The 23,753-nt window shown below is 55.3% G+C and carries 21 protein-coding genes, 1 tRNA gene and 2 rRNA genes; 12 read left to right on the forward strand and 12 right to left on the reverse strand.

All coding sequences use genetic code 11. The annotated features are described in order from the left end of the window. Positions 1-69 precede the first annotated feature (69 nt). Positions 70-756 (forward strand): class I SAM-dependent methyltransferase, encoded by a 687-nt coding sequence (locus TEU_RS00950; protein WP_050002006.1) that lies wholly within the window; start codon positions 70-72, stop codon positions 754-756. A gap of 12 nt (positions 757-768) precedes the next feature. On the opposite strand, the gene lysS is transcribed toward TEU_RS00950, so the two are convergent. After that, positions 769-2,349 carry a lysine--tRNA ligase gene (gene lysS, locus TEU_RS00955; RefSeq protein WP_050002007.1) on the reverse strand — a complete coding sequence of 527 codons (1,581 nt, stop codon included), beginning with the start codon at positions 2,347-2,349 and terminating at the stop codon, positions 769-771. 126 nt (positions 2,350-2,475) lie between these two features. Between lysS and TEU_RS00960 the strand changes: the two genes are divergently transcribed. Next, positions 2,476-3,345, forward strand: a complete 870-nt coding sequence (locus TEU_RS00960) for a hypothetical protein (protein WP_050002008.1) — start codon at positions 2,476-2,478, stop codon at positions 3,343-3,345. Between the two features lie 53 nt (positions 3,346-3,398). Then, positions 3,399-4,007: a diacylglycerol/polyprenol kinase family protein gene (locus TEU_RS00965; RefSeq protein ID WP_050002009.1), complete on the forward strand. Its 609-nt coding sequence runs from the start codon at positions 3,399-3,401 to the stop codon at positions 4,005-4,007. Here TEU_RS00965 and TEU_RS00970 read toward each other — a convergent pair. The 8 genes from TEU_RS00970 to TEU_RS01005 all read right to left on the reverse strand — a co-directional run bounded on the left by TEU_RS00970 (position 4,001) and on the right by TEU_RS01005 (position 12,268). Continuing rightward, positions 4,001-4,567, reverse strand: a complete 567-nt coding sequence (locus TEU_RS00970; RefSeq protein WP_050002010.1) for a DUF366 family protein — start codon at positions 4,565-4,567, stop codon at positions 4,001-4,003. The genes TEU_RS00965 and TEU_RS00970 overlap by 7 nt on opposite strands. A 4-nt stretch (positions 4,568-4,571) precedes the next feature. After that, on the reverse strand, positions 4,572-5,048 hold the full coding sequence (locus TEU_RS00975) for a magnesium-dependent phosphatase-1 (RefSeq protein WP_050002011.1): 477 nt from the start codon (positions 5,046-5,048) through the stop codon (positions 4,572-4,574). A 120-nt stretch (positions 5,049-5,168) separates the two neighbouring features. After that, positions 5,169-8,198, reverse strand: a 23S ribosomal RNA gene (locus TEU_RS00980). Between the two features lie 107 nt (positions 8,199-8,305). Next, positions 8,306-8,382 (reverse strand) — tRNA-Ala (locus TEU_RS00985). A gap of 52 nt (positions 8,383-8,434) precedes the next feature. After that, positions 8,435-9,922: ribosomal RNA gene (locus TEU_RS00990) — 16S ribosomal RNA — on the reverse strand. The 16S and 23S rRNA genes sit together here with 1 tRNA gene alongside, the layout of an rRNA operon. Before the next feature lie 382 nt (positions 9,923-10,304). Further along, positions 10,305-11,144, reverse strand: a complete 840-nt coding sequence (locus tag TEU_RS00995) for a ribose-phosphate diphosphokinase (protein WP_050002012.1) — start codon at positions 11,142-11,144, stop codon at positions 10,305-10,307. A gap of 55 nt (positions 11,145-11,199) precedes the next feature. Continuing rightward, positions 11,200-11,907: a DUF1614 domain-containing protein gene (locus tag TEU_RS01000; RefSeq protein ID WP_050002013.1), complete on the reverse strand. Its 708-nt coding sequence runs from the start codon at positions 11,905-11,907 to the stop codon at positions 11,200-11,202. After that, entirely contained in the window at positions 11,900-12,268 is a 369-nt protein-coding gene (locus TEU_RS01005) for an ASCH domain-containing protein (RefSeq protein ID WP_050002014.1), read from the reverse strand. Before TEU_RS01005 ends, TEU_RS01000 begins: the two co-directional genes overlap by 8 nt. An 88-nt stretch (positions 12,269-12,356) precedes the next feature. Between TEU_RS01005 and TEU_RS01010 the strand changes: the two genes are divergently transcribed. Then, positions 12,357-12,992, forward strand: coding sequence for an MBL fold metallo-hydrolase (locus TEU_RS01010; RefSeq protein ID WP_050002015.1), 636 nt, complete (start codon positions 12,357-12,359; stop codon positions 12,990-12,992). A gap of 9 nt (positions 12,993-13,001) precedes the next feature. Continuing rightward, on the forward strand, positions 13,002-13,667 hold the full coding sequence (gene radB / locus TEU_RS01015) for a DNA repair and recombination protein RadB (RefSeq protein ID WP_050002016.1): 666 nt from the start codon (positions 13,002-13,004) through the stop codon (positions 13,665-13,667). On the opposite strand, the gene TEU_RS01020 is transcribed toward radB, so the two are convergent. The 3 genes from TEU_RS01020 to TEU_RS01030 all read right to left on the reverse strand — a co-directional run bounded on the left by TEU_RS01020 (position 13,633) and on the right by TEU_RS01030 (position 17,467). Next, positions 13,633-15,042, reverse strand: a complete 1,410-nt coding sequence (locus TEU_RS01020; protein ID WP_050002017.1) for an ATP-binding protein — start codon at positions 15,040-15,042, stop codon at positions 13,633-13,635. The genes radB and TEU_RS01020 overlap by 35 nt on opposite strands. A 306-nt stretch (positions 15,043-15,348) precedes the next feature. Then, complete coding sequence (locus TEU_RS01025) at positions 15,349-16,764, reverse strand: DUF402 domain-containing protein (protein WP_050002018.1); 1,416 nt, start codon at positions 16,762-16,764, stop codon at positions 15,349-15,351. Then, positions 16,736-17,467: a hypothetical protein gene (locus TEU_RS01030; protein ID WP_050002019.1), complete on the reverse strand. Its 732-nt coding sequence runs from the start codon at positions 17,465-17,467 to the stop codon at positions 16,736-16,738. Before TEU_RS01030 ends, TEU_RS01025 begins: the two co-directional genes overlap by 29 nt. A 127-nt stretch (positions 17,468-17,594) precedes the next feature. On the opposite strand from TEU_RS01030, the gene moaA reads away from it, so the two are divergent. The 7 genes from moaA (at position 17,595) to TEU_RS01065 (ending at position 23,658) form a co-directional block, all read left to right on the forward strand. Continuing rightward, a complete protein-coding gene (gene moaA, locus TEU_RS01035; protein WP_050002020.1) occupies positions 17,595-18,521 on the forward strand; it encodes a GTP 3',8-cyclase MoaA in 927 nt (308 codons plus the stop codon). Positions 18,522-18,655: 134 nt separating this feature from the next. Next, a complete protein-coding gene (locus tag TEU_RS01040; protein WP_227738736.1) occupies positions 18,656-19,561 on the forward strand; it encodes a DUF835 domain-containing protein in 906 nt (301 codons plus the stop codon). 116 nt (positions 19,562-19,677) lie between these two features. Beyond that, a complete protein-coding gene (locus TEU_RS11690; protein WP_050002022.1) occupies positions 19,678-20,094 on the forward strand; it encodes a hypothetical protein in 417 nt (138 codons plus the stop codon). Further along, on the forward strand, positions 20,060-20,659 hold the full coding sequence (locus TEU_RS01050) for a DUF835 domain-containing protein (RefSeq protein WP_050002023.1): 600 nt from the start codon (positions 20,060-20,062) through the stop codon (positions 20,657-20,659). The genes TEU_RS11690 and TEU_RS01050 overlap by 35 nt, the downstream gene beginning before the upstream one ends. Continuing rightward, complete coding sequence (gene taw22 / locus TEU_RS01055) at positions 20,556-21,575, forward strand: tRNA (guanine(37)-N1)/4-demethylwyosine(37)-methyltransferase Taw22 (RefSeq protein WP_050002024.1); 1,020 nt, start codon at positions 20,556-20,558, stop codon at positions 21,573-21,575. The genes TEU_RS01050 and taw22 overlap by 104 nt, the downstream gene beginning before the upstream one ends. A 191-nt stretch (positions 21,576-21,766) precedes the next feature. Then, positions 21,767-23,023 (forward strand): hypothetical protein, encoded by a 1,257-nt coding sequence (locus tag TEU_RS01060; RefSeq protein WP_050002025.1) that lies wholly within the window; start codon positions 21,767-21,769, stop codon positions 23,021-23,023. Continuing rightward, positions 23,023-23,658: a hypothetical protein gene (locus TEU_RS01065; RefSeq protein WP_144244786.1), complete on the forward strand. Its 636-nt coding sequence runs from the start codon at positions 23,023-23,025 to the stop codon at positions 23,656-23,658. Before TEU_RS01060 ends, TEU_RS01065 begins: the two co-directional genes overlap by 1 nt. Positions 23,659-23,753 lie beyond the last annotated feature (95 nt).

Raw genomic sequence — 23,753 nt, forward strand, 5'->3', positions numbered from 1 at the left:
TTCAATTTCCAAGACACCTCCAGCCGGGGCCTAGGATACATATTTAAGGGATTGCGAGAACCCAAAAATATGACGTTCGAGGAGTACTACTCGGCTTTCAAGACATACAGCGATGTCCATTCAGAAGAGTACAGGAGAAGAATCGAAAACCTTGAGCCCCTCCTCATGAAGTTCATGACGAAAAAGGGAAGAGTCCTCGACCTCGGGTGCGGTGCAGGGGGCTTTTCCTTCCTTCTCGAAGACTTAGGCTTTACAGTTATCGGAGCCGACAACAGCGACTACATGCTCTCCCTCGCGAGGGGTTTTGCCAAAGAGAAGGGCTCAAAGGTAGAGTTTATCAAAGCCGACGCCAAGGAGCTTCCCTTTGAGGACGACTCATTCGACTACGTCCTCTTCATAGACAATCTCGTGCACTTTGAGCCCCTTGACCTTGGAAAGGCCTTCCGCGAGATAGCGAGAGTGCTGAAGCCAGGTGGGAGGCTCCTACTCCAGTTCACAGACCTCAGAGCCCTGCTCCCAGTCCTCATGAACGGACAGGTGGTCGGGGCAGAGTACTGGATAAGCAAAGTCCTGCCGGATAGAGAGGAGAAGACCGTCCTGATAGAGTTCCAGAGCGAGGAGAAGTCCTTCAGGGTTCGCTTCAACGTCTGGGGAAAGACTGCGGTGGAGCTCCTGACAAAGCTCTACTTCAGAAAGATTGGAGAGGAGCAGATAAACGAGCACACATACCTTCAGGTTTACGAGCCAAAGAAATGAAACAAAAACAAATCAGGCCTCCATGCGGAGGCGCTTGAGGACGAACTCCCTATCGAGCGAGGCCAAGAACGGGGCAAGCCTCGGCCCGCGGTCCTTGCCTATGAAGACGTTGTAGAGAACCTTAAACCACTCCTTGCTCGGGATTCCGCGCTTCTTGGCGACGTCAAAGATTGCGTTGTTGAGCTCATCAACCGTGAACTTCTCGTGTGCCTCGATCCAGTCTGCCAGCTCCATCATCGCCTCCCTGATTTCGGGCTTTAGGTCGAGCCCTGGCGCTTCCTCAAGCAGGCTGAACTTGACGTTCTCGGGGGCGTACTTCTCGACCCAGTTCCTGGCGAGCCTGATGCGGAGCCTTATTCTCTCAATGTCCTCTTCGCTCAGGTTCTCGGGAACGTGGCCCTGCTCCTTGAGAACCCTGATTATTCCCTCCTCGTCGAGGTGAGGCATCTGGACGAGGGTGACGAGGAAGCGGAAGGGCGCCTGAGCGATAAGCCTCTCCGGAACCTTCGGCATCGACAGCTCGTAGGTCCTCTTGAGTTCCTCTTCCTCCTCGGGGTTCTTTGCGTGCTCAAGGCCGAAGTAAATCCTCTCGACCTTGTCGAACTCGTCGTAGAGGTTGAGAAGGCCGAGACCGAGGTCTATCTTGAGCTCCTTGTTGGGCCTCGCCTTGGCGTAGATGAAGCGGATTATTCCCGGCTCGAGAACCTCGTAAAGGTCGCTGAGGAGTATAACGTTACCCTTTGAGCCACTCATCTTGCCCTTCTGTCCCTTGATTCCGACAAACTCGTACATGAGGGTCATCGGGGCGGGCCAGCCGAAGACCTTCTCGGAAATCTCCTTTCCGGTGTCGTAGGAGCTTCCAGCGGCGAGGTGGTCCTTTCCAGCCGGCTCGAAGTCCACCTTGAAGTGGGCCCAGCGCATCGGCCAGTCAACGCGCCAGCGGAGCTTAACGTTGCCCTCCCTTATGTCGGTCTCCCCCTCCTCGCCACAGTGCTCACAGCGGTACTTAACCTTCCACCCGCCGTCCCACGAGACGAACTTCGCCTCTCGCCTACACTTCGGGCAGTAGACCATGACCGGCTGCCAGTCATCTTCGAGGGGCGGCTGCTTGGCCCTCTCGCGGTACTTGTCGAGGACGGCTTTGATTTCATCGCGCTTGGCCAGGGCAGTCCTTATCTCCTCCGCGTACTCACCGGACTTGTAGAGCTCGCTCGCGTAGAGGAAATCAACCTCAATGCCAAGTTTCTTTACCTCTTCCTCGAACTTCTCCATGAAGTGCTCGGCGTAGCTGTTGTGACACCCCCACGGGTCGGGAACCTCGCGGACGGGCTTGGTTAGGTGCTCCTTCCACTCAGCCGGGACGTTCTTTGGAACCTTTCTAAAGCGGTCGTAGTCGTCCCACATGTGGATGTGCCTGACCTTCTTTCCCCTGTCCCGGAGGGCGTGGCCCACGATGTAGGCCGTGAAGAACTCGCGGAAGTTCCCAATGTGAACGTAACCGCTCGGGGTTATCCCGCTCTCGACCACGTACTCCTCCTTGTCACCGCGTTCCCGGATAATCTTTTCCGCCATGTAGTCCGCCCAGTGAACCATCTTCACCACCGCGCTTAGCTCCTCGAAAGGGCTTTTAAGGTTAGCCTCCAGTCAAACAACTCCCTAAGAGAAACACTTATAAGCACGAAGAGTAAAAACTACTGAACAATGTAAAAGGTGAACGCTATGGAGTTCGAATTGAGGAGAATGAACGTTTTCTTTCCGGCGTCGCTGGAGATTCAGGAGGAATTACTCAAGGCCGGCTTTAAGGTGCCGTACGACAAGGAAACAGGAAAGAAAACTCCCGTTCCTGTGGTCTCAAGCTCGAGGGAGGGCAGAAAGCTGAGGCGCGGAAGGCTGCTGAAGGCAACGGATTTTGAGATAAAGGACAAATTCGCGGTGATTCCAGAAGAGAAAACTCTCATCGAGTTCGAGGTTACCAAGAAGGGCTTTCTCGTGATAAGGCCGAAACCCTTCGAGTACCACCTCGAGGAGCTCGGGTTCCTATCAGTCCCACCAAGGATTTGGGGAACGTGGGCGAGCTTTTCACTGCCGTTTTCAGCGTACGGGGAGCTTGCCGATTGGCTGAGTGAGTTTAAAGGGGAAGGCAGCGGTATTTACACCGCCTCAAAGGGCTCAGGAGGAAGGATAGAAGTCTACGCATACAAGGGCAGGACGAGGAAAGACCTCGGCATCCCAGTCTTCGGCTACGCCTTTGGCTTACACGGTCTAACCCTCGCGGAGGAGTACCTGAGGGAAAAGGCGGAGGAGAACGGCGTCCCAGAGGAGAGGCTCCGCTACCTAAAGCTCGGTCTGAGGAAGAGGAAGGAAACCAAGGCCGGCCTCAGGGTCGGAATCGTCTGGGAGAACGGAAAACCCGTTGAGGTTACCCTTAAGCTCTCTACGACCGCGCCAAGAGTCAGAATCCAGGGCCTCTACGGAGAGCTCGTCGGAAAGTCCAGAGGCGAGCTCACGAGGACTGACGACTGGTACATCTTAGTCCACGCAACGGACTTCGTAAACGCCCTTGAGAAGGTGCGCGGGACGTTTGGGTGAGGAGCGGAAGATATTTTAGTTTCAACCTCATTTTTCTTTTGGTGAAAACTGATATGATTGAAACTGCACTGGGAGTTGCAATAGCGGCTTCGTGTATCATAATCACGATATTTCTAACCAGCAAACTCGGGCCAGAATGGGCGTGGATAAACAGAAAGCTTATACACTTCAGCATCGTGCCCGCGGCCCTGCTGTTCTACTACGGCATGATTCCAAAGGAAATCTTCAGCCCAGCGGCTGCCCTCTTTGGAATCGTCCAGCTGGCGACACACCTAAAGCATAAAGAGCTCAGCTGGTACCAGCTCAACCACAACTACGGGGAGGTCTTCTTCGCATTCTCTGCTACGGCCATCACGTTTTTCCTGCCGAGGGACTACGCAACCGCCCTGCTCCTTGTGATGGCAATCAGCGACGGCGTTACGGGAGTCGTGAGACACTTCTACTTCAGGAGAAACGGGCTCAAGGTGAAGCTCAAGAAGCACTGGACCGGGAGCCTGGCGTATCTGGCGACGGCCCTCGTGATAGCGTTCATTTTCCTTGAGGGAGAAGCAATAAGAAAAGTGATATGGGCAGTGGTGCTGATGCTCGCAGAGTACCAGCCATGGGTCGATGACAATCTGGCGGTGCCCCTCGTTGGTAGTCTGCTGTTCCCCCTCTACTGAGCCCACCTGACCTTCAGGCTGTCCTTTTTCACCTTTTTGAACTCCTCAACCAGGGCCCTTCCCGTTCTCTCCATGAATTCTTCAACGTCGGTGATGCCAATTTCCCTGAGACCTGTTGCTTCCACGCCCTCCGGAATTCCCTTTGCCTCGACGTTTATTCCGATGTGAATCTTCACGCTGACCGGCGAGACGGTTGCTATCGAGATGCTGAGCTTCCTGCCGTTAACGTAGATGTCGTCGCCTTTGCGCATTGTCTTGATGCCGTACTCACCGAGAACCTCACAGAGCCTCGCTATGAAGAGCTTCTGGAGCGTCGAAGCGAAGAGGGTGTTTACGAGGTCAAAGACCTCTATGATGTAGTGAACCATGTCGTCGCTCTTTATCTCCTTGTTCTGCCTAAGGTCTTCGATGTCGATCATCTCTTCCACTTTGACGTCGCACTTCCCGCGGAAAACCACGAGCGAGTTGCCGAGCAGGCCGAAGTTTCTGTATGCCCAGTGGCTACCAATGGCCGAACCGTCGTAGTCAATACGCCTGTCCTTAACTATCAGCAGCTCCATACTATCACCCCATTCTTTCGAGGAGTTCCATTAGCTCTTCAAAGCTTTTTGCATCGACCCACATGTGGATGAAGTCAACGCCAGGAACGGCCATTTTGACACCATCGATGTGAATGGCCCTGTCGTCAATGTAGATGATGTCGTCGATATCATAGCCGATTGAACGAAGCTCTTCAATGGTTCTCCGAATCATGTCACCCTTGTCAGGATGGCCCTCAATTTTCGGGAAGACAAAGTAGTCCCATAAACCAAAGCCCTCGAGAATCGGCCTTACCCTCTCCTCGATGTTCCAGCTCGCAATGCTTAGAACAAACCTTTCGCTCGCCCATTCGAGGAACCCGCGGACGCCAGGGAAGAGGCAGAGCTCTTGGCCAAGGGAGTCTGTTAAACAATCACCGCTGAACTCGTAAGGCAGAACTAAAGCAGAAGCGTCCTCATGGTCCCAGAGGGTGCTGTCCAAATCGAGAACGAACAGTCTCATGAAAATCACCAGGAAAATGTATCGCGGAGAATTTTAATTTTTGCGGGTTGAAACTTGCAGAAGAGTTGAGTTAAGTCATGATGAGGGCCGTGCATAGGCGAGCTGGTCTCTCAGACGCCCCGCCCGGGGCACTCGGGCTGTTGGGAGCGGCAGGCTGAACGGGTCGGTTTCCCTTCCCGCTTACACCCCCGCCCCATCAAACGGGTCTTCTTCCCGAGCCCTCGTCCTGGGCAACGGACCGGTCGCCCAGGCCCAAACGCCCAGGAACGGCCGCCTATTTTCGGGGACCGCTTCGGCCTTAGATGCTTTCAGGCCTTATCGGACGCGGCGTAGCTGCCCGGCTATGCCCTGTAGGACAACCGGTAGACCAGAGGCCGCGGCTCCCTGTTCCTCTCGTACTGGGGGAGCCTTCCCCTCAGGCGGCCAGCACCCCCGGTAGATAGCATCCGACCTGTCTCACGACGGTCTAAACCCAGCTCACGTTCCCCTTTAATGGGTGAACACCCCCACCCTTGGCCCCTGCTGCAGGGCCAGGATGGGAAGAGCCGACAGCGAGGTAGCAAGCCTCGGGGTCGATATGGGCTCTCGCCCGAGACGACTCTGTTATCCCCAGGGTAGCTTTTCTGTCATCCCTGGCCCCCACCGGGGAGGCACAGGGGTTCGCTAGGCCACGCTTTCGCGGCTGGACCCGCCTCTGTTACGGGTCCAGTCAGGCCGGCTTTTGCCCTTGCACTCTACGGCGGATTCCTGACCCGCCTGAGCCGACCTTAGGGCACCCTCGATACCTTTTCGAGGGTGTGCCGCCCCAGCCAAACTGCCCACCTACCGCTGTCCCCCCCTTCCGGGGGTTAGCCGTACGGCAGAGGGTGGGCGGTGTCTCATGGACGGCTCCACCCGCCCCGGAGGGCGGGCTTCGACGCCTCCCGCCTACGCTGCGCACCCCCCGCCGTACGGCAACGGCAGGCTGCAGTAAAGCTCCATGGGGTCTTCGCTTCCCACCGGGGGTCCCAGGCATATGCGCCTGGCAGAGGTTTCGCCGGGCCCCAGCCGGGGACAGTGGGGACCTCGTTACGCCATTCATGCAGGTCGGCATTTAACCGACAAGGAATTTCGCTACCTTAAGAGGGTTATAGTTACCCCCGCCGTTTACCGGTGCTTCACCCGGTTGTACCCGGGCTTCACATACCGGCACTGGGCAGGCGTCGGCCCCAGTACAAACCCTTTCGGGCTAGCTGGGACCTGTGTTTTTACTAAACAGTCGGGCCCCCCTAGTCACTGCGACCTGCGGGTTACGCACCCGCAGGCACCCCTTCTCCCGAAGTTACGGGGCCAATTTGCCGAGTTCCCTCGGCTGGGTTTCCCCCGACACGCCTTAGGCTTCTCACCCAGGGGCACCAGTGTCGGTTCTCGGTACGGTCGCGGTGGATCGTTCCCGAGGGGCTTTTCACGGGCCCCAGGGATCGGCGGAACCCCCCTTACGGGAGGCCATTCGCGCTTTCATCCGGTTCTCGCCATTACGGCACTCCCCGGACTTATACGCTTAGCCGGCCTTGTGGGCCGGTCCGCCTACCCCGAGGCGTCACCCCTCGGGCTTGCGTTGCCGCGCCTACCACCGCGGTACGGGAATATAAACCCGTTTCCCTTTCCCCGACGCCGAGTTACGGGTCGGGTTAGGACCGACTAACCCACGGCTGACGAACATTGCCGTGGAACCCTGGCCCCTACGGCGGCCGGGATTCTCACCCGGCTATGCTGCTACTCCCGGCAGGATCCACAATACCGACGGGTCCACCGGACCTTACGGCCCGGCTTCCGCCCCATCGGCACGCCCGCCTACCCGATCACGGACCAATCGGTCCGTGCGCCGGGGTCTCGGCGGCCGGCTTAAGCCCCGTCCATTTTCGGGGCCCCTGACCTCGACGGGTGAGCTGTTACGCACTCTTTAAAGGATGGCTGCTTCTAAGCCTACCTCCCCGCTGTCTAAGGCCAGGGACACCCTTTGGAGTAACACTTAGCCGGCACTTTGGGGCCTTAACCCCGGTCTGGGTTGTTCCCCTCTCGGGTGACGGCTTACACCGCCCCCCTACTCCGGCCATCTACGGCGGCGGTGGGTTCGGAGTTTGACAGGGAGCCGGAGGCTTTCGCCCCCTAAACTCCCAATCAGTGCTCTACCCCACCGCCTACCTCCGGCCGGGCTATCCTGGGGGATAATTCGGCGGGAACCAGCTATCGCCGGCCTCGATTGGCCTTTCACCCCTAGCCCGGGGTCACGGGAGCGAATTGCACGTCAGCACCCCTATCGGGCCTCCATCCCTCGGTTGAGGGACTTCACCCTGCCCCGGGCTAGATCGACCGGCTTCGGGTCTCACCCGAGCGACTCCGGGCGCTTTCACACCCCGTCCCTCGCCCTTACGGGCTGCGGACCTGTCGGTTTCCCTGCGACTTCGGGGCTGACCCCCTTAACCTCGCCGCTCGGGTGAACTCCCTGCCCCGTGATCCAAGACGGACGGTGCAACCCCGGTCACCTCCCCTCGTACTCCACGGTCGCCCGTGTTTCCTTCGGGGAGGGTCAACCCTTTCGGGCCGCACCCTCCTATCGCCGCCTGGTTTCAGGCTCTTTTCACCCCCCGCCAGGGGTGCTTTTCAGCTTTCCCTCACGGTACTAGTTCGCTATCGGTCTCGGGACGTATTTAGGGTTGGGAGCCGATGCCTCCCAGCTTCCCGCCGGATATCCGACCGACGGTACTCAGGGACACCCCAGGAGCTCGGGGGCTTACGCCTACGGGGCTTTCACCCTCTACGGCGCCGCGTTCCAGCGGACTTCGGCTTCGCCCCCAGGGCTCCTTCGGGGGCCCTACAACACCACATCCCCCGAACCTTTCGGCCCGGGGTTCAGTTTGCCCTGTGCCGCTTTCGGTCGCCCCTACTCACGGCATCGCTTTTGCTTTCTTTTCCTGCGGGTACTAAGATGTTTCAATTCCCCGCGTTCCCCCTCCCGACTGGGAGTGCGGCAAAGCCGCGGGAGGTCCCATTCGGGCATCCCCGGTTCGACGGCTGCCTGCGCCTCGCCGGGGCTTATCGCAGCTTGCCACGCCCTTCGTCGGCGCCCCGAGCCGAGCCATCCACCAGGCGGCTTAGTTGCCACCGGGCGGGGCGTTTTCTGGACCAGCTCGCCTATGCACGGCCCTCATCGTGACCCCTGTTCGGGGTCTCAGGCCCTTCCACCCCGAGCCAAGCTCGGGATGTGCACCTCTTCGTGGTGGACCGGCCGGGATTTGAACCCGGGGCCTCCGGCTTGCAAAGCCGGCGCTCTCCCAGGCTGAGCTACCGGCCCACTTTGGCAGGCCCGACACCCCTTAAACCCCCCCGGACGGGTTCCCGGCGATAGGAGGTGATCGAGCCGTAGGTTCCCCTACGGCTACCTTGTTACGACTTCTCCCCCCTCACGGAGCCCAGGCTCGACCCGGCCTCCCCGAAGGGAGACCAGGCCTCACCCAGACCCCGCTCGGGTGGAGTGACGGGCGGTGTGTGCAAGGAGCAGGGACGTATTCGCCGCGCGATGATGACACGCGGGTACTAGGGATTCCAGCTTCACGCGGGCGAGTTGCAGCCCGCGATCCGAACTGAGGGCGGGTTTAGGGGATTCCCTTCCCCTTTCGGGGTCGGATCCCATTGTCCCGCCCATTGTAGCGCGCGTGTAGCCCGGGGGTTTCGGGGCATACTGACCTACCGTCGCCCGCTCCTTCCTCCGGCTTATCGCCGGCGGTCCCCCCAGAGTGCCTCCTCCCCAGCGGGGAGGACTGGCAACTGGGGGCGCGGGTCTCGCTCGTTACCACACTTAAGTGGACGCCTCACGGTACGAGCTGACGGCGGCCATGCACCTCCTCTCGGCGCGTCCGGCAAGACCTTCAGCCTGGCCTTCATCCTGCCGTCGCCCCCGGTGAGGTTCCCGGCGTTGAATCCAATTAAACCGCACGCTCCACCCCTTGTAGTGCTCCCCCGCCAATTCCTTTAAGTTTCAGCCTTGCGGCCGTACTCCCCAGGCGGCGGGCTTAACGGCTTCCCTCCGGCACCGGGCGAGCTCGAAGCTCGCCCGACACCTAGCCCGCATCCTTTACAGCCAGGACTACCCGGGTATCTAATCCGGTTCGCTCCCCTGGCCTTCGTCCCTCACCGTCGGACCCGTTCCAGCCGGGCGCCTTCGCCACTGGCGGTCCCCCTGGGATTATAGGATTTCACCCCTACCCCAGGGGTACCCCCGGCCTCTCCCGGTCCCAAGGCCCGCAGTATCCCCAGCAAGCCCCACGGTTGAGCCGTGGGATTTCGCCAGGGACTTACGGGCCCGGCTACGGACGCTTTAGGCCCAATAATAGCGGCCACCACTTGGGCCGCCGGTATTACCGCGGCGGATGCCACCGGCCTTGCCCAGCCCTTATTCCCGGAGCTTTTTACACTCCGGAAAAGCCATGCCTGAGGCACGGCACTGGGGGTCCCCCCGTCGCGGTTTCCCGCATTGCGGAGGTTTCGCGCCTGCTGCGCCCCGTAGGGCCTGGACCCGTGTCTCAGTGTCCATCTCCGGGCTCCCACTCTCATGGCCCGTACGGATCTTCGGCTTGGTGGGCCGTTACCCCACCAACTACCTAATCGGCCGCCGGCCCATCCTCGGGCGGGCAGAGCCCCTTTCGGCCTGGGGACCTTCCAGTACCCCAGGCCTATGGGGGATTAGCCCCAGTTTCCCGGGGTTATCCCCCTCCCGAGGGTAGGTTACCGACGTGTTACTGAGCCGTCCGCCGGTGCGCGCAGAGCGCGCCCCATGACTCGCATGGCTTAGTCGGACCCCCATAGCAGTGGCCTCCGGCAGGATCAACCGGAATTGAGCAAGGAGTACGGCCGGTGGAACTCCCCTCAAATGGGGGAGTACCGATTCCCGTCCGGGGGTTTGGTCGGGGTGTCGGGCCTGCCTTACCCCCGAGGGGTCCGCCTTTCGGCGTTTCCTCGGGAGCGCACCTCGTGTAACCCGGACTGGAGGGCGGGGTTCATCGTTGGGTGCTTTGCACCCGTTCCCCCCGACGCCGCCGTCTTGGCGTCCGGGTCTTCGTCGCCCCCTGTTCGGGGGCTCCACCCAATAGGGCTGAACCCCCGCAGTGAAAAATTTTTGCAAAACCCGTGAGCGGGGAGATTTTTAGAAAAGAACCTGTCAAAAGAGAGAACCAAAATGCACAAAAATAGGCATGAAAATGTTAAAAATTTTTGCAGTCAGAAGCGAAGTATTTCCGGGACAACGCTTATCTTCGAGACGGGGGTGGGTATTGTGTTCGTGACGGCGAGCTCATCAACAGCACCGCCAACCCTCTCGATGGCACCCTCGGCAAAGACCCCATGGGTGGCCGCAACAAAGACCTTACCCGCACCCATCTCCCTGAGCAGGTTGGCCGCCCTTATCATAGTACCCCCTGTGCTTATGATGTCATCAACTATAAGCACGTTCTTGCCCTTGACGTCTATGTCCACGGGCCTCATCTCGACCTCGGTAGGTGAGATTCTCCTCTTCTCAAAGTGGCTATACTCAAGGCCGAGCTCTTCAGCAACTGCCCTAGCCCTCTCGCGGGCGCCTTTATCAGGGGCAAGGACTATCCCCTCACCAAGCTTCTCGCGGAAGTAGCCCGCTATGACCCTCGCCGGCGAAACGTTGACTCCCTTGCCAGGGAAGTACTTGAGGGTCTCGGGGTTGTGGAGGTCGAAGATGTAGAGTTCATCGTAGTAGATGCCGAGCGCCTTCATTATCGCCCTCACGCTCACCGGCTCACCATCCTTCGTGACCCTGTCCTGCCTGCTGTAGGCGAAGTAGGGAACTACGGCGCGGAGTTTCGTGAAGCCCTTCTCCCTGAGCGCGTCCCCAATGAGGAGTAGCTCAACGATTTTCTCGTCCTGCGGTGCGAAGGTAGAGCTGACGACCGTTGCTTCACTACCTGAACCGAGAACCCGGACGTACTTCTCCTCATCCGGGAACTTCTTTATCTCGACGTCAATGATTTCTCCGCCGAGTTCCCTCAGCTCCGGCTCAAGGTGCTTTCCACCGCTCCCTATGACGAACATGAGAACCACCCCCTTTGACAGTCTCCTGTCGAATTGGCGACTTATAAACCCACCGTCATACCAGAAGAACGGCAATGATTCCGGCGAGAAATATTCCGTCGAAGGTCCCCGCACCACCTATGCTCACCATCGGTGCCCCCAGCTTCTTGATTTTGTCCCAGTTCATCAGGTCTGCCCCTATGAGGACACCCAGCGTCCCGCTGACGTAGGCAACGAGGGTCGGGTTTCCATCACCAAGCAACCAGCCGAGAAGGACGGCAATGAGGGGTGGAAACAGCGTCGGCATTGCTATCCCAAGACCCCTAACCGGTCTCGCGACGGCGTTGCTGAGGAGCGAGGCGATGAAAACCGCGAGAAGGGTGTTCAGGAGAAGGCCGTACTCACCGAGGTAAACGAGGCGGAGTAGCTCGTAAATAGATATGCTCAGCGGGACGAGTGCACCGCCAACGTTGACGGCTATGACAGTCTTCCGCTCCTCCCAGTCGAAGTATGGCATCGGGTAGAGGATTCCAAAGAAGCCGATTTCCCGAACCCTAATCACGGGCTCGTAGGTCACTTCCTCCGCTATGGGTATGTTTATGAAGCTCCCCACGAGCGCGAAAATAAAGAGGGTAATCGCCACACCGGGCGGAAGGCCGAGCCTGTGGAACGCTATGAGAACAGCACCCGAGAAGAAAAAGAACGTGAGGACGAAGACAACCGCTATGAGAATCAGAAACGGCCAGGTAAGGGGTGGAAACAGGAAGCGCCTCGCTCTATTCATCCTTAACCACCACGTTGGCCCAAATCTGAACTCCTTTGGCCATCTCCACTTCCTTGGGCTTCTCAAACTTCTCGGCGTTTTTGAGCACCCACGCGTAGAGTGGCTTCCCGTTGGAGTACTCACGGAGGAAAGAAACGCTCGCGCGGTGCTTGTCCTCGTGCTCAGCTAACTCCTCCGGCGTGAACGGGCCGAGGACGTCAACAAGTTCGGCCTTTCCAATGGCCTTTCCGTTGGAGATTATCAGAATCTCGCCCCTAACTCTCGTCCTCGTCTTCCTAATCTCCCACACTTTCTTGCCCTCAACTATAAGGCTCGCATAGGGTTCTCTCACTATGAGGCCTTTTTTCGTCTCCATCGTCATCGCTTCCAGTAGGGTTTAGAGGTTATAAAGCCAACGCTGGGAAAACTTTAAGTCCGCTTTACCGAAGGCACTTGAGGAGGTCGAACCGATGAAGGTCATATGGTACGGTCACGCCTGCTTTTGGGTTGAGACGAACGGAGTGAAGATACTGATAGACCCATACCCGGAAGTTGACGACGACCGAATTGGCGAGGTTGACTACATCCTGATAACCCACGAGCACACGGACCACTATGGAAAGGTCGAGCTCCTGTCAAGGCTCCGCGACGCCACGGTAATAGGCCCCAAGCAGGTCTACCTGATGGCGGTGGCAGATGGCGTTACGAAGGTCAGGGAAATCGAGGCGGGACAGACGATAGAGCTCGAAAACGGCGTGAAGGTTACGGCCATCTACGTCGAGCACCCGTCGAGCCAGTACCCGCTCGGCTACCTGATAGAGGGCGACAAGAGGCTCCTCCACCCCGGAGACACCTACGCAGGCCCAGTGTTCCAGAGGCTTCGCGGTAAGGTGGACATCCTGCTCGTCCCGATAAGCGGTCGCTCAACGGCCAATGCGAGGGAGGCGACGCAGATAGTCGAGGACGTGAGACCGAGGGTGGTAATCCCGATGCACTACGGCGTTTACAACGACGCCGACCCGTCGAAGCTGGCCGAGGAGCTCAGGAAGAGGCGCATTTGGGTGCTCTTCAGGGAGCCGAAGCTCTACGAGGAGATGTCCTTCTGAGGGAAAGGCATGCTATCCACGGGCTCACGGAAGCTCGACGAACTGCTGGGGGGAGGCTTCGCCCCCGGCGTTCTCACCCAGATTTACGGCCCCTATGCTACCGGGAAGACGACCTTAGCCGTTCAAACAGGAATTCTAAGCGGTAAGAAGGTCGCCTACGTGGACACAGAGGGAGGCTTTTCTCCCGAACGGCTGAAGCAGATGGCAGAAGCGAGAAACCTCGACCCCGAGGAAACACTGTCGCGCTTCATACTCTTTACACCTGCAGACTTCACGGAGCAGAGAAGGGTTATAGGCTCGCTGAAGAAGGTCGTTGACGAGTCCTTCTCGCTCGTCGTGGTGGATTCCATAACCGCCCACTATAGGGCCGAGGAGAACAGGATGGGCCTCCTGACCGACCTGAGCAGGCAACTCCAAGTTCTCCTCTGGATTGCAAGGAAGCAAAACATACCCGTCCTCGTAATCAACCAGGTGCACTACGACAGCCGACTAGAGAGAACGAGGCCAGTTGCGGAACAAACCCTCGGCTACCGCTGTAAGGACATTTTGAGACTCGACAAGCTCCCGAAGCCGGGCCTAAGACTAGCTATCCTCGAAAGGCACCGCTTCCGCCCCGAGGGCATAATGGTCTACTTCAGGATTACAGAAAAGGGCATTGAAGACGTTGGTGAATGATATCGCTGAGGTCGAAGGCCAGGACGCCCTCTTTTCTCAGCTCCTCCTTATCCTCAAGCTCCCTCGCTATAATGCCGAACCTGTAATTCCCTTTGAGCGGGAGAAGTTCCGCTTTCCTCTCAAGGGAATTCAAAACCTTCCTCGCGTCTCTCAGGCTCAGGTCCCTCCACTTCACCTCGAAGAGAACAACGTTTTTCCGGTCGTAGGCGACCACGTCTATCTCTTCTCCCCCCTGCCACCACCTGCCAACGCGCTCGGGCCTGAAGCCGAGGTCGAGCCCTCTCACGAAGTCCAGGGCAATTCTCTCGTAGGTTTTGCCAACGAAGGCAGGAAACTCAGTTTTAAAGCGCTCGAAGACCCTTCTGGGGTCCTCCTCAAGGGCGGTGTAGTTGTGGTAAACGAAGCGGAACCAGAAGTTGAAGAACTCGTCGCTTATGCGATAGGCCACCTTCCTCGTCTTCAGCGGGTTCTCGGTGACGGGAACTTCCCTCTTCAGGTACTCGAAGTGGTTCGTCAGCTCGCTGAGGTACTTGCCAACGGTGAGGAGCTTCATACCAGTTTTGTCGCTTATCTCCTTGGGCGTAACGTAGCCGAGGCTGACCGCTTCGAGGATTGAGAAGTGAGCGCGGTAGAACCTGCCGAACTCCAGCTTGAGGACGTTTAAACCTTCTTCCCTCAGAGGGGCGAACTCGTCGAAGAATAGCGCCTTCAGAGCCTCAAGAGAGCCTCCATGGTAGTAGCGCGGGACGTAGAGGAGGTACCTTGGCATTCCGCCCAAAGCCGAGTACAGCTCAACGAAATCCTTCGGTGGAACATCAACAAGAGAGCGCACGAAGTTAAATGAAGTCCAGAAGTCAAAGGGCTTCAGCTTAACCCACTCGTCCACCCTGCCGAAGAGGGGCTCTTTTCTGTCCATGAAGATGCGCTTAATCATGCCGACGTACGAGCCTATGACTATAAGCATGAGGTTTGAGGTCTCCTTTTTCTCGTCCCAGAGCCTCTGGAGGGAGGAGAAGAAAGAAGGTTTAACCGTCCTGAAGTTCTGGAACTCGTCGAAGACCACAACAAGCTTTCTCTCCCGCGAGTAGTCGAGCAGGAACTCAACCAGCTCCTCCAGGGAGCCGAACTTTGGTTTCACGTAAGGGGGAAGGTAGCGGGAAAGCTTCTCCTCAATCTCGCGCGAGTACTCCTCGAGGAGCAACGCTTCGTCCTTCTCGCCAACGAAGAAGTAGAGGCCAAGTTTATCACTCAGGAACTCCCTGGCCAGGGCTGTCTTTCCAACCCGCCTCCTGCCGTAAATTACGAGAAAGCTTGAGCCAGGAAAGGAGTAAACCTCGTTGAGCTTCTCAAGCTCGCGTTCCCTGTCGTAAAACATATTACCCACCGAGTATATTACTGAATGAGTAATATTTAAGGGTTGTGGGGAATCAAAGCCAAGACTAACAAGCTCGGCACGCCCCTAAGCCACGAAGTTACCAAACGTTTTTGAGAGCTATCTTCAAACACCCGCATATGAACTCCCCAGAAACCGAAAGAACACACCAGAGAAAAAGGCTCAAGTTACCGGTTCTTCCCGGCGGCAGGAATCTACCCCCGAGGACATTGAAAAGACCATAAGCCTCGGCCAGGGTAGTGAGATAGTAGAGGAAATGAGAGTAAAGAAAACGGGAAGAGAGCGCCTTCAAATCCTCTCGTAGACCTCCTGTGTAATCCTCAGCACGGCCTTGTAGAGCTTCTCGCTTATTATACCCTCCTCGTAGTGTTCCGCTAACTTCTCCTTGTCGATTATCTCCTTCGTTCCATCTGGCCATTTAACGATGTCAACCTCGAGGTCAACGTAGCGCGCTCCATCGGGGTAAATCTCAACGGGAGTGTTGATGTTGTAGTACTCGCCCTTCAGGTTGCCGTTCTTGTCGTAGTAGCGGTGCACGAACCACCACTTGCCGGCCTCAATCTCTGTTATGGCGTAGTCGCCGAACTCTATCGGCAGGTCGAGGCCGTCGTAGAACTTACCGGGCTTGAGGTGCCTCTTTATCGTGACCTTGAGCGGGTTGTGGCTGACCTCCAGAACTTCTCCCGGCCCAATCCTTATCCTCTGACCGTCGGGCTTGACGTGGTCGAGGCTGAAGAGCCAGCCCCTCCTCGGCCCCTTGTTCTCTATCAGAGCCTCCCAGAAGCCCCGGTTCACCTTCATCCTCTGGCCGGGAACCTTGGCGAGGATTCCCTCCGCTATCTCAACCGCGAAGCCGAGTTCGGGGTCTTTAGCCTTGAGCTGGTGGTGGCCCTCCACGGTCGGGACGACCTTGTTCCTTATCTCGTCGAGCTTCTTCTTGGCACCGCCACCGAACTCGACCTCGTAGATGTTCCTGCCCTCGATGATGAGCGACGGCGCGAAGTAGGTGTCAGCCTTGGCCAGTCTGTCGGCGAGCTTTGAAAGCCTGACTATCTCGTCCCTCAGGGTGTTCCAGTCCTTGTAGGCCGCGGCGGTTCTCCAGAGGATTCCCCACTCGCCGAGGTCTATGCTCAGGCCGAGGATTCTGAGCCTCTCGCGCTCCTGGTTGTCCCTTATCTTCCTCGAAATCTTCACGTGCCTCTGGGCCCCTATCGGCTTGGGAATCAAAACGGCGTAGTCGCCTGGAATAGTTAGGGTAGTGCTGAGGTGTGGCAGGAGGTTGTGCTTCTTCACCTGAACGAGAACCTCGTCCCCTTCGTTCGCCCTCGGGAGCTCGTTCTTGGGGAGGGTTCCTATCGCGCTCCCGAGGTCAACGTAAACGTACCGCTCATCAACCTTAACAACGAGACCCTTGTAGATGCCGTAAAGCTGGTAGGGAAGTCTCCTGAAGAAAACATCAATCAGCTCCTCCTCCAGGACGGCCTTGGCCTCCTCAACGGCGTTTCCAACGAGAACGACGCCGTGCCTGTCCTTCTTATCGTAGATGTCAACGTCGAACTCGTCGTAGGTCTTCTCAAGGCCGAAGCGCTCGACTATCTTGTTGCTCGGCTGGCTTATGCCGAAGCCCCTGTCGAGGAAGAGTTTCGTTAGGGCCGTTGAGTAGATGCCCCGAATCCTAACCGTAAGCCCTGTGTCTGTAGACACCTTCACCACCCCTCATCTTCTTCTCCACCACTCCAATGAGCGCCAGTCCCTCAAGGATTTCCTCAGTGTCTCGCACCCCGCTGAGCTTCTCCACGTTTCTCGCCTCAACCCAGAGCAGGCCCTTGGAGTGCCATTCGAGCAGGGCCCTCTCGACGCGGTGAACGTCTGAGGAATGAGCGTAGAGCCTGTAAACGAAGCGAACGAGCGTGTCGAGCCTCTCCTCAAGGTACCTCGTTCTGTGGACTTCCTCCAGTATGCCAACGGGAACCTTTTTGTGGTTTTCGCCCAGGAATGCCAACCCCTCAACCTCGGCCGAGAGCTCGCCTATCGCCTTCCTCACCGCGTAGTCGTAGAGCCTGTGAAACTGGACCAGCCTGTCGAAGGAAGCCTTCAACCTCGCCCGCGAGTTGAAGTCGTCACCGCGGAGGAGCGAGAGGACTTCCTCAAGGCGGAACTTCATCTGGTGCTCGTTCTTGTAAAGCTCCTTCGAGAGCTCCTCAAGCCTCCCGCCGAACTTCGCCAGCTCACGGTAGAGCGACGAGGCCCTCTCAAGCTTCTCGGCCGAGAGCTCGTGCAGTGACCTGAGGACAGCCTCGAGCTCCTCAGCGCCCTTCTCACCGTAGAGCTCGGAGAACTTTGATTCAAAACGGGAGTGAAGCCTCTCAAGCTCCCCGAGAAGTGACCTGAGCTCGTCAACGTCCATCCCCGAAACCCCCTAATGTAGGAGTTGGCCGTAGGCCTACTTTTACTTTTCGATTGGCGGAGTTAAACGAAACCGCTTACCCGAAAGCCTTTTTTAAAAGGACAGTGTATCAGAGTACGGTGTTGCCATGACCCTCTACGACCGCTTTGGAAGGCCAGTAACGAACCTCAGGATTTCGCTCACGCAGGAGTGCAACTTCCGCTGCTTCTTCTGCCACCGCGAGGGCCAGAGGTTTTTGGCCGCGAATGAAATGACCCCCGAGGAAATCGAGAGGCTCGTCAGGATAGCTTCCCGCTTTGGGATAAGGAAGGTTAAGCTCACAGGCGGTGAGCCGACCGTTAGGGAGGACATCCTCGAAATCGTTCGGAGGATAAAGCCCTACGTGATTGACCTGAGCATGACGACCAACGGGAGCCGGCTTAAGGAGCTCGCAAAGCCACTCGCAAAAGCGGGACTCGACAGGGTGAACGTCTCACTCCACAGCCTCAAACCGGACGTTTACCGCAGGATTACCGGCGTTGACATGCTTGAAACCGTTCTGGAGGGCATAGAGGAGGCCGTGAAGTATCTCAGCCCCGTCAAGCTCAACATGACGGTCATGAGGGGCCTCAACGACGGCGAGATATGGGACATGGTCAAGTTCGCCGCGAAGACTGGAGCAATACTCCAGCTGATAGAGCTCGAAGCGCCGAGGGAGATGACCGAGACCAAGTTCTTTAAGAAGTACTTCTATCCGCTCAGGCCGGTTGAGAAGGAGCTCGAAAAGAGAGCCGTTGAAATCCGCGAGAGAACGATGCACAGGCGGAGGAAGTACTTCATCCCGACCGACTACGGCATAGCCGAGGTCGAGGTCGTTAGGGCGATGCACAACACGGTCTTCTGCGCCAACTGCACCCGCTTGAGGGTCACTTCCGACGGCAAGTTCAAGACGTGTCTGCTGAGGAAGGACGACCTTATAGACTTCCTAACGGCGATGAGGAACGGCGCAAGCGATGAAGAAATCGCGGAAATACTCCACCAGGCCGTCCTGATGAGAGAGCCTTATTGGAAATAGTTTGGCATTGGATGCCCTGGACATATTGGCCTTCAATTAGATATTCATCGAAATTTTTTAAAATTCGTCTTAACGCATGGGTTTGATAGAAATGGAAAAACATTTAAACTATTTTGTAGATACCACAAGCAAGTTTGGAAATACTGCGGTGCGGTGGGGTTATGTATCAAAACATTCCAGGGCTCCTATCGGGATTTGCACTTGTGACAATTGGACTGCACCTTATTTGGATAGCACTCAAGTACTACAAGGCCCTCGAAAAGCCCGGGAAAAAGTTAGCTTGGAGATTCTTGATTTCGATATCGCTCTTTACTGTAGGTTCAATTGGGGTCGTCATAGACTCTCTAACCGAAATCCAATTATGGTTCATCATGGCCATCATTTATCCAATCTCCTACTTTATTTTGGCCTCCTCAGTTGGATTCTACCTTAAGGCCCTGCTCTCAAAGCAGGCGAAGCCAATAAAGCCCCACAAGAAGGCGCCGGTTCTCCCAATATCCGGAGCATACTCCTTGAGGAAGCCCGTAACACCCCAAACGCTGGCATACCTGTCGAGGATTTCAAGCGGACTGCTCGTCATCAGCAGGACAAAGAAGGAGAGGTGGGTCAAAAAATATCGGCTTGAGCCGGATGAGTTCGTATGGCTGAGCAATATGGAGGAAGAAACTGCAATCAGCCCCACAAAGCTCCACGTGATTCAGGGCAAGATACTCCAGTTTCTGAACGGGAGCGGAGGAAAAGCAGTGGTGTATATGGAGGGGGTTGAATATCTGGTAATCTACAACGACTTTCCCCCAGTTGCAAAGTTCCTGTTCTCGGTCAAAGACTACGTTATTTCCCATAAATCGGTGCTTATCTCTTATATCCCCCATGGCATCCTGGATAAGTCACAAGAGAGCATTATTCTAAAAGAGTTCAAGGAAGCGGAGGAGGAAGAACTACTTAACGAAATCTCCCAAAAACTCCTAGTAACAATGGTGGAACAGAGGGAAAGTGCTAGTGTCGATGAACAAGAAAATGTCATGTCAAACAGTGAATGATGGCCCCAGCAGGGGTACTTTTGGAGCCGTACTGCAGTCTTGGAGACGCGAACAAGCACCCGCCGTAGAGTAGAAAGGTTTTTTGGGGAGCGATGCAAAGTTTTAATGGTGGAACAGTGGAGCTAAACAACCTCTCGCCGTATCTTTCAGGGATAATGCTGATTCTCATAGGCCTCTATGGTATGGTTAGGTCGTACCAAGAGTGGAGACTGCATGACGAGCCAGCCAAACGGCTTGCCCTAGTCCTAATGGTCTCATTCGCCCTGTTTGGGATCGTCGGAGGAGTTAGTATAATCATGCTTATCGCCATTGACCCCGAGTTCTGGGTCATTGAGGCAACTGCAATCACTTCGGGGTATCTTCTCCTGGTGTATGCAACGCTGAGCATGCTCCCGTCTGAGAACAATCCAGAAAAAACCCAGGACAGGAGGAGCAGAGGAAAAACTCGAAAGACAGAGGGTAAAAAAGGTAAAACTTCCCCTCCCCTCTGCGGGGGTAGTGAAGTCCCGCAAAGACGCTGTATTACTCCTTAGGGCAATAGCAAACTATGCTGGCCGCCCCATCCTTGTCATTGGAAGGGAGCACCCCGATGAGTGGGTCGAAAGGGCGGGCATAGAACCCGACGAGTACATATGGCTTACAAGGGTTGAGCACAGAAAGGCCGTGAGTCCGAGCAGCCTGCATGTTCTCACAGGAAAAGTTGAGGCATTCCTAAAGGGTAAGCCGGGAGGTGTGGTCTACATTGAGGGAGTTGAGTATATGCTCTTTTACTCCGACTTCAAAGCCGTTGCAAAGTTTTTGTTCACAATCCGGGACATGGCAATAATGGAGAATGCCCACATAATCCTTCTAGTAGATGAAAACACGATGTCCCCAGAACAGACGGCAATACTAAAAAAAGAGTTCGAGGAAATAGACGTAGAAGATGCCCTCGAAAAGCTGATGGGCCCTGCACTGTTTGGAGCTATTCCCAGCGAAAAACGGAGGGGCAACAATGCCAGCCCTGAAAGTCCCGAAGAAGGAAGCGGAGCCGGTGAAGAGAAAGCTGAAGAATCTGGGTCTCTACGACGGGAAGAGGAGACCGAGGAGAGAAAGTGATTTCGTCCTTCTGCCTGTAGTTGAGGACGAGAGAATTTATTCCCTCGGCTACGAGGTTTTACCAATTGAGCTCCCCCTCAGGCCGGAGAGACAGATTTACAAGAACCTTGAGAGCGTCCTTGCGGAGAGGCTGAGCGAGGAGGAGCTGAGGCACCTCAGGCGCTACGACGTGGTTGGGGACATAGCGGTAATCCAGATACCGCCCGAGCTGGAGCACCGCGTTGACGACATCGTCTGGGGACTGAGAAAGGTTCACCCTTTTCTGAAGGTCGTCGCAAAGAAGGGCTTCCACGAGGGGGCCTTCAGGATAAGGGACTACTCGATAATCTGGGGCGAGAAAAGGCTTGAGACAGTCCACAGGGAGAACGGCGTCGAGATTAAGGTTGATTTGAGCAAGGCATTCTTCAACCCGCGGATGAAGGGAGAACGCTATCGGCTGGCCCAGCTGGTGAAAGACGGCGAGAGGATTTTAATTCCCTTCGCCGGAGTTCTGCCGTATGCCCTCGTGATAGCAAAGTATAGAAAGGTCAAGATAACTGCCGTCGAGCTGAACAGGGAAGCCTACGAACTCGGACTGGAGAACATAGAGCGCAACAGGAGGAGGCTGAAGGGAGAGATAGAGTTCATCTACGGCGATGCCTTCAAAGTCCTGCCGGAGCTCCCAAGCTACGACCGCGTGATAAGCCCAACGCCGAGGGGCGTTGATGCCCTAAGTTTAACGCTCTCAAAGGCCGAGCGCTGGCTTCACTACTACGACTTCGTCCATGAAAACGAGATTAAAGCCTTCAGGCGGAGAATACTTGAGGAATGCCAAAAGCTCGGAAGGGAGTGCTCGGTAATGGTGAAGAAGGTCAGCGACTTCAAGCCGCATGTGTTTAAGGTGTGTGCCAATGTTGAACTCATGCGAGGCCCTTAAACTTGATGTTGCACCACAATACGACTCCCTTATTCGGATTTCTTTTGTCCGGTTCTAAATGGGAAACCCAGGTTAGAACAAATTTATACTTGAAAAAAAAAGAAAAAAGACTTACTTATAGTAAAAGGAAAAACTTATAAAGGTTAGCTGTACAACTGATATTGCAAAAACCTAATGATGGAGGTGACCTCATGCGGTGGAAACCACTCCTCGCAGTCCTGTTGGGACTGCTGATGGTCGGAGTAACGGCAGGAAGTGCGATGGCAGTGGAAATCAACAATGATTCGAAGCACTTAAGCGGGATAGTATTAGTTCTGAAGGGGAGGTACTATCCCCATTCATGGAAGGGGAACTACACAAAGTCATCACCTGCCCAAACAGTTGCTAGGTTCAACATGCGGACTCATGAATTAACAGCAATCTTTATGTACGAACAAACTATGGAGCCCACCAGGTACAAGGTTAGAATACTAAAATCACATCTGTTCAATGGATACGCATTGCTACCCATAGGTAGTAGCCAAAAACACAACAACATTCATCTTCTTGAGATTATAGTATATGACAACGGAACGATACAGATTTTTGCTAAAGACCATAAGGGCAACCTAATAGCCCTCAGTGGATATAGCCGCAGCTTAATAAGGGGACTGCATCTATCACAGTTCCCATCTGAAGATATTCCAGACAATTTGTGGATAATGTCCGTAACACCTATCATTAATGGAACAACAAAAATAGTAAAAGTTCCAACAGATTATAGTACAATGGCGACACGCTCAACTTCTGTCTCTAAAGTTATAGAATATCAATATACCGCAAAAGCCGCACATTGGAACGTTACATTTTACATAACATTCAAACTATACATGTATGGACCAACGTCGCTAGATAATTATGGCAAATACCGTGTTTCAGTGTCTGTCTTGGACAAAGGGGTATACTATAACAAAAAACATGTACATCACAATGGAGTTCCCCTCTCGATTGGGAATATAAAGCCTATTGAAATTGGGTTTATAGTTCCAAACGATGACAACATCAAAGACAGGATTATATCAACACAGTTTTCATATCATTCACCTTCAGATATTTTATCAAAATTAGCAGTAGGATGGGACCTCCTAGTGGGGGGGTTCAATCCAATAACTGTTGTTGACACCTTTTTCAACATAAAACCAGATGTCAAACTAGATCTTAGGCACACAGATGAACCTCCCAATGCAATTCATGTAAAGTTCGAGAATGTACCGTTATGGTCTCCCGAAGACTACGTGGAAGGTTTATTCGAGGTTGACCATTCATCAGGCGTAGGCAGTGGAACTATTACCACGTTTTTTGCAGTTCCACTCTATTACAAACAGGGCAAATTCCACTATATAGAGACTATCAAAGACAAACTCAAAATAACCGCTGAGCATCTAGACAGTAAAACTGCTCGAAGGTGATGAACATGCCAAGCAGGTGTTCACTAGCAATCTCCCTCCTTCTCATTTTTCTCGTTGGTACCAACGTCTGGACATATGCATATTACAAAGAGACCGTCAGAGAAGCACAGAAAAATGGCGACATACACACAGCCGTACTGCTCACAGGTACGTATCTCCATGATACACGCTCCCACTCGGAGGCCGCTCTCAGCGCCCTTTCACAGGGAAACTTTGACATCTTTAACTTCACGATGGGTGAACTCCACAGCGACTTTGTGAACCTTGGGTTTTCATTGGACCTAATAGCGGAACTCGTATTCCCCGAAGAATATCCTGATAACACAACGGTGGTCAGCATGACCGAAACGGGGTCGTGTGCTGACTTTGTAAATAAAGCGCGGGATGCTGTCTTATCCGGCCAAGGGAACCTCTCTGCCGTTAGAGAAGGCCTTATACTAATCCACGATTTTGCCAACCAATGGATAACCGGCGATGCTAATTCCCATGCCCTTAAAAATAACTCCACGCACGTTCATCATTTCGCTAACAGGTGGATCTTTTCTGGCTCCCTCGTTAGCAGAGCATTCCTTCAGGCAAACGAGAGGCTTGAAGAGAAATGTGAGCTCCTCGCCCATAAAATTGATGGAGGTTGATGATACCGATTACTCCAGATACGCCCTTAAGGAATCAAAACACAGATAGCAGGGCGCACATTATTAGGGCAAGAAGCATAAAAACGATAAAAATC

It is taken from the genome of Thermococcus eurythermalis, assembly GCF_000769655.1.
In the GTDB taxonomy this organism is placed as follows: Archaea; Methanobacteriota_B; Thermococci; order Thermococcales; family Thermococcaceae; genus Thermococcus; species Thermococcus eurythermalis.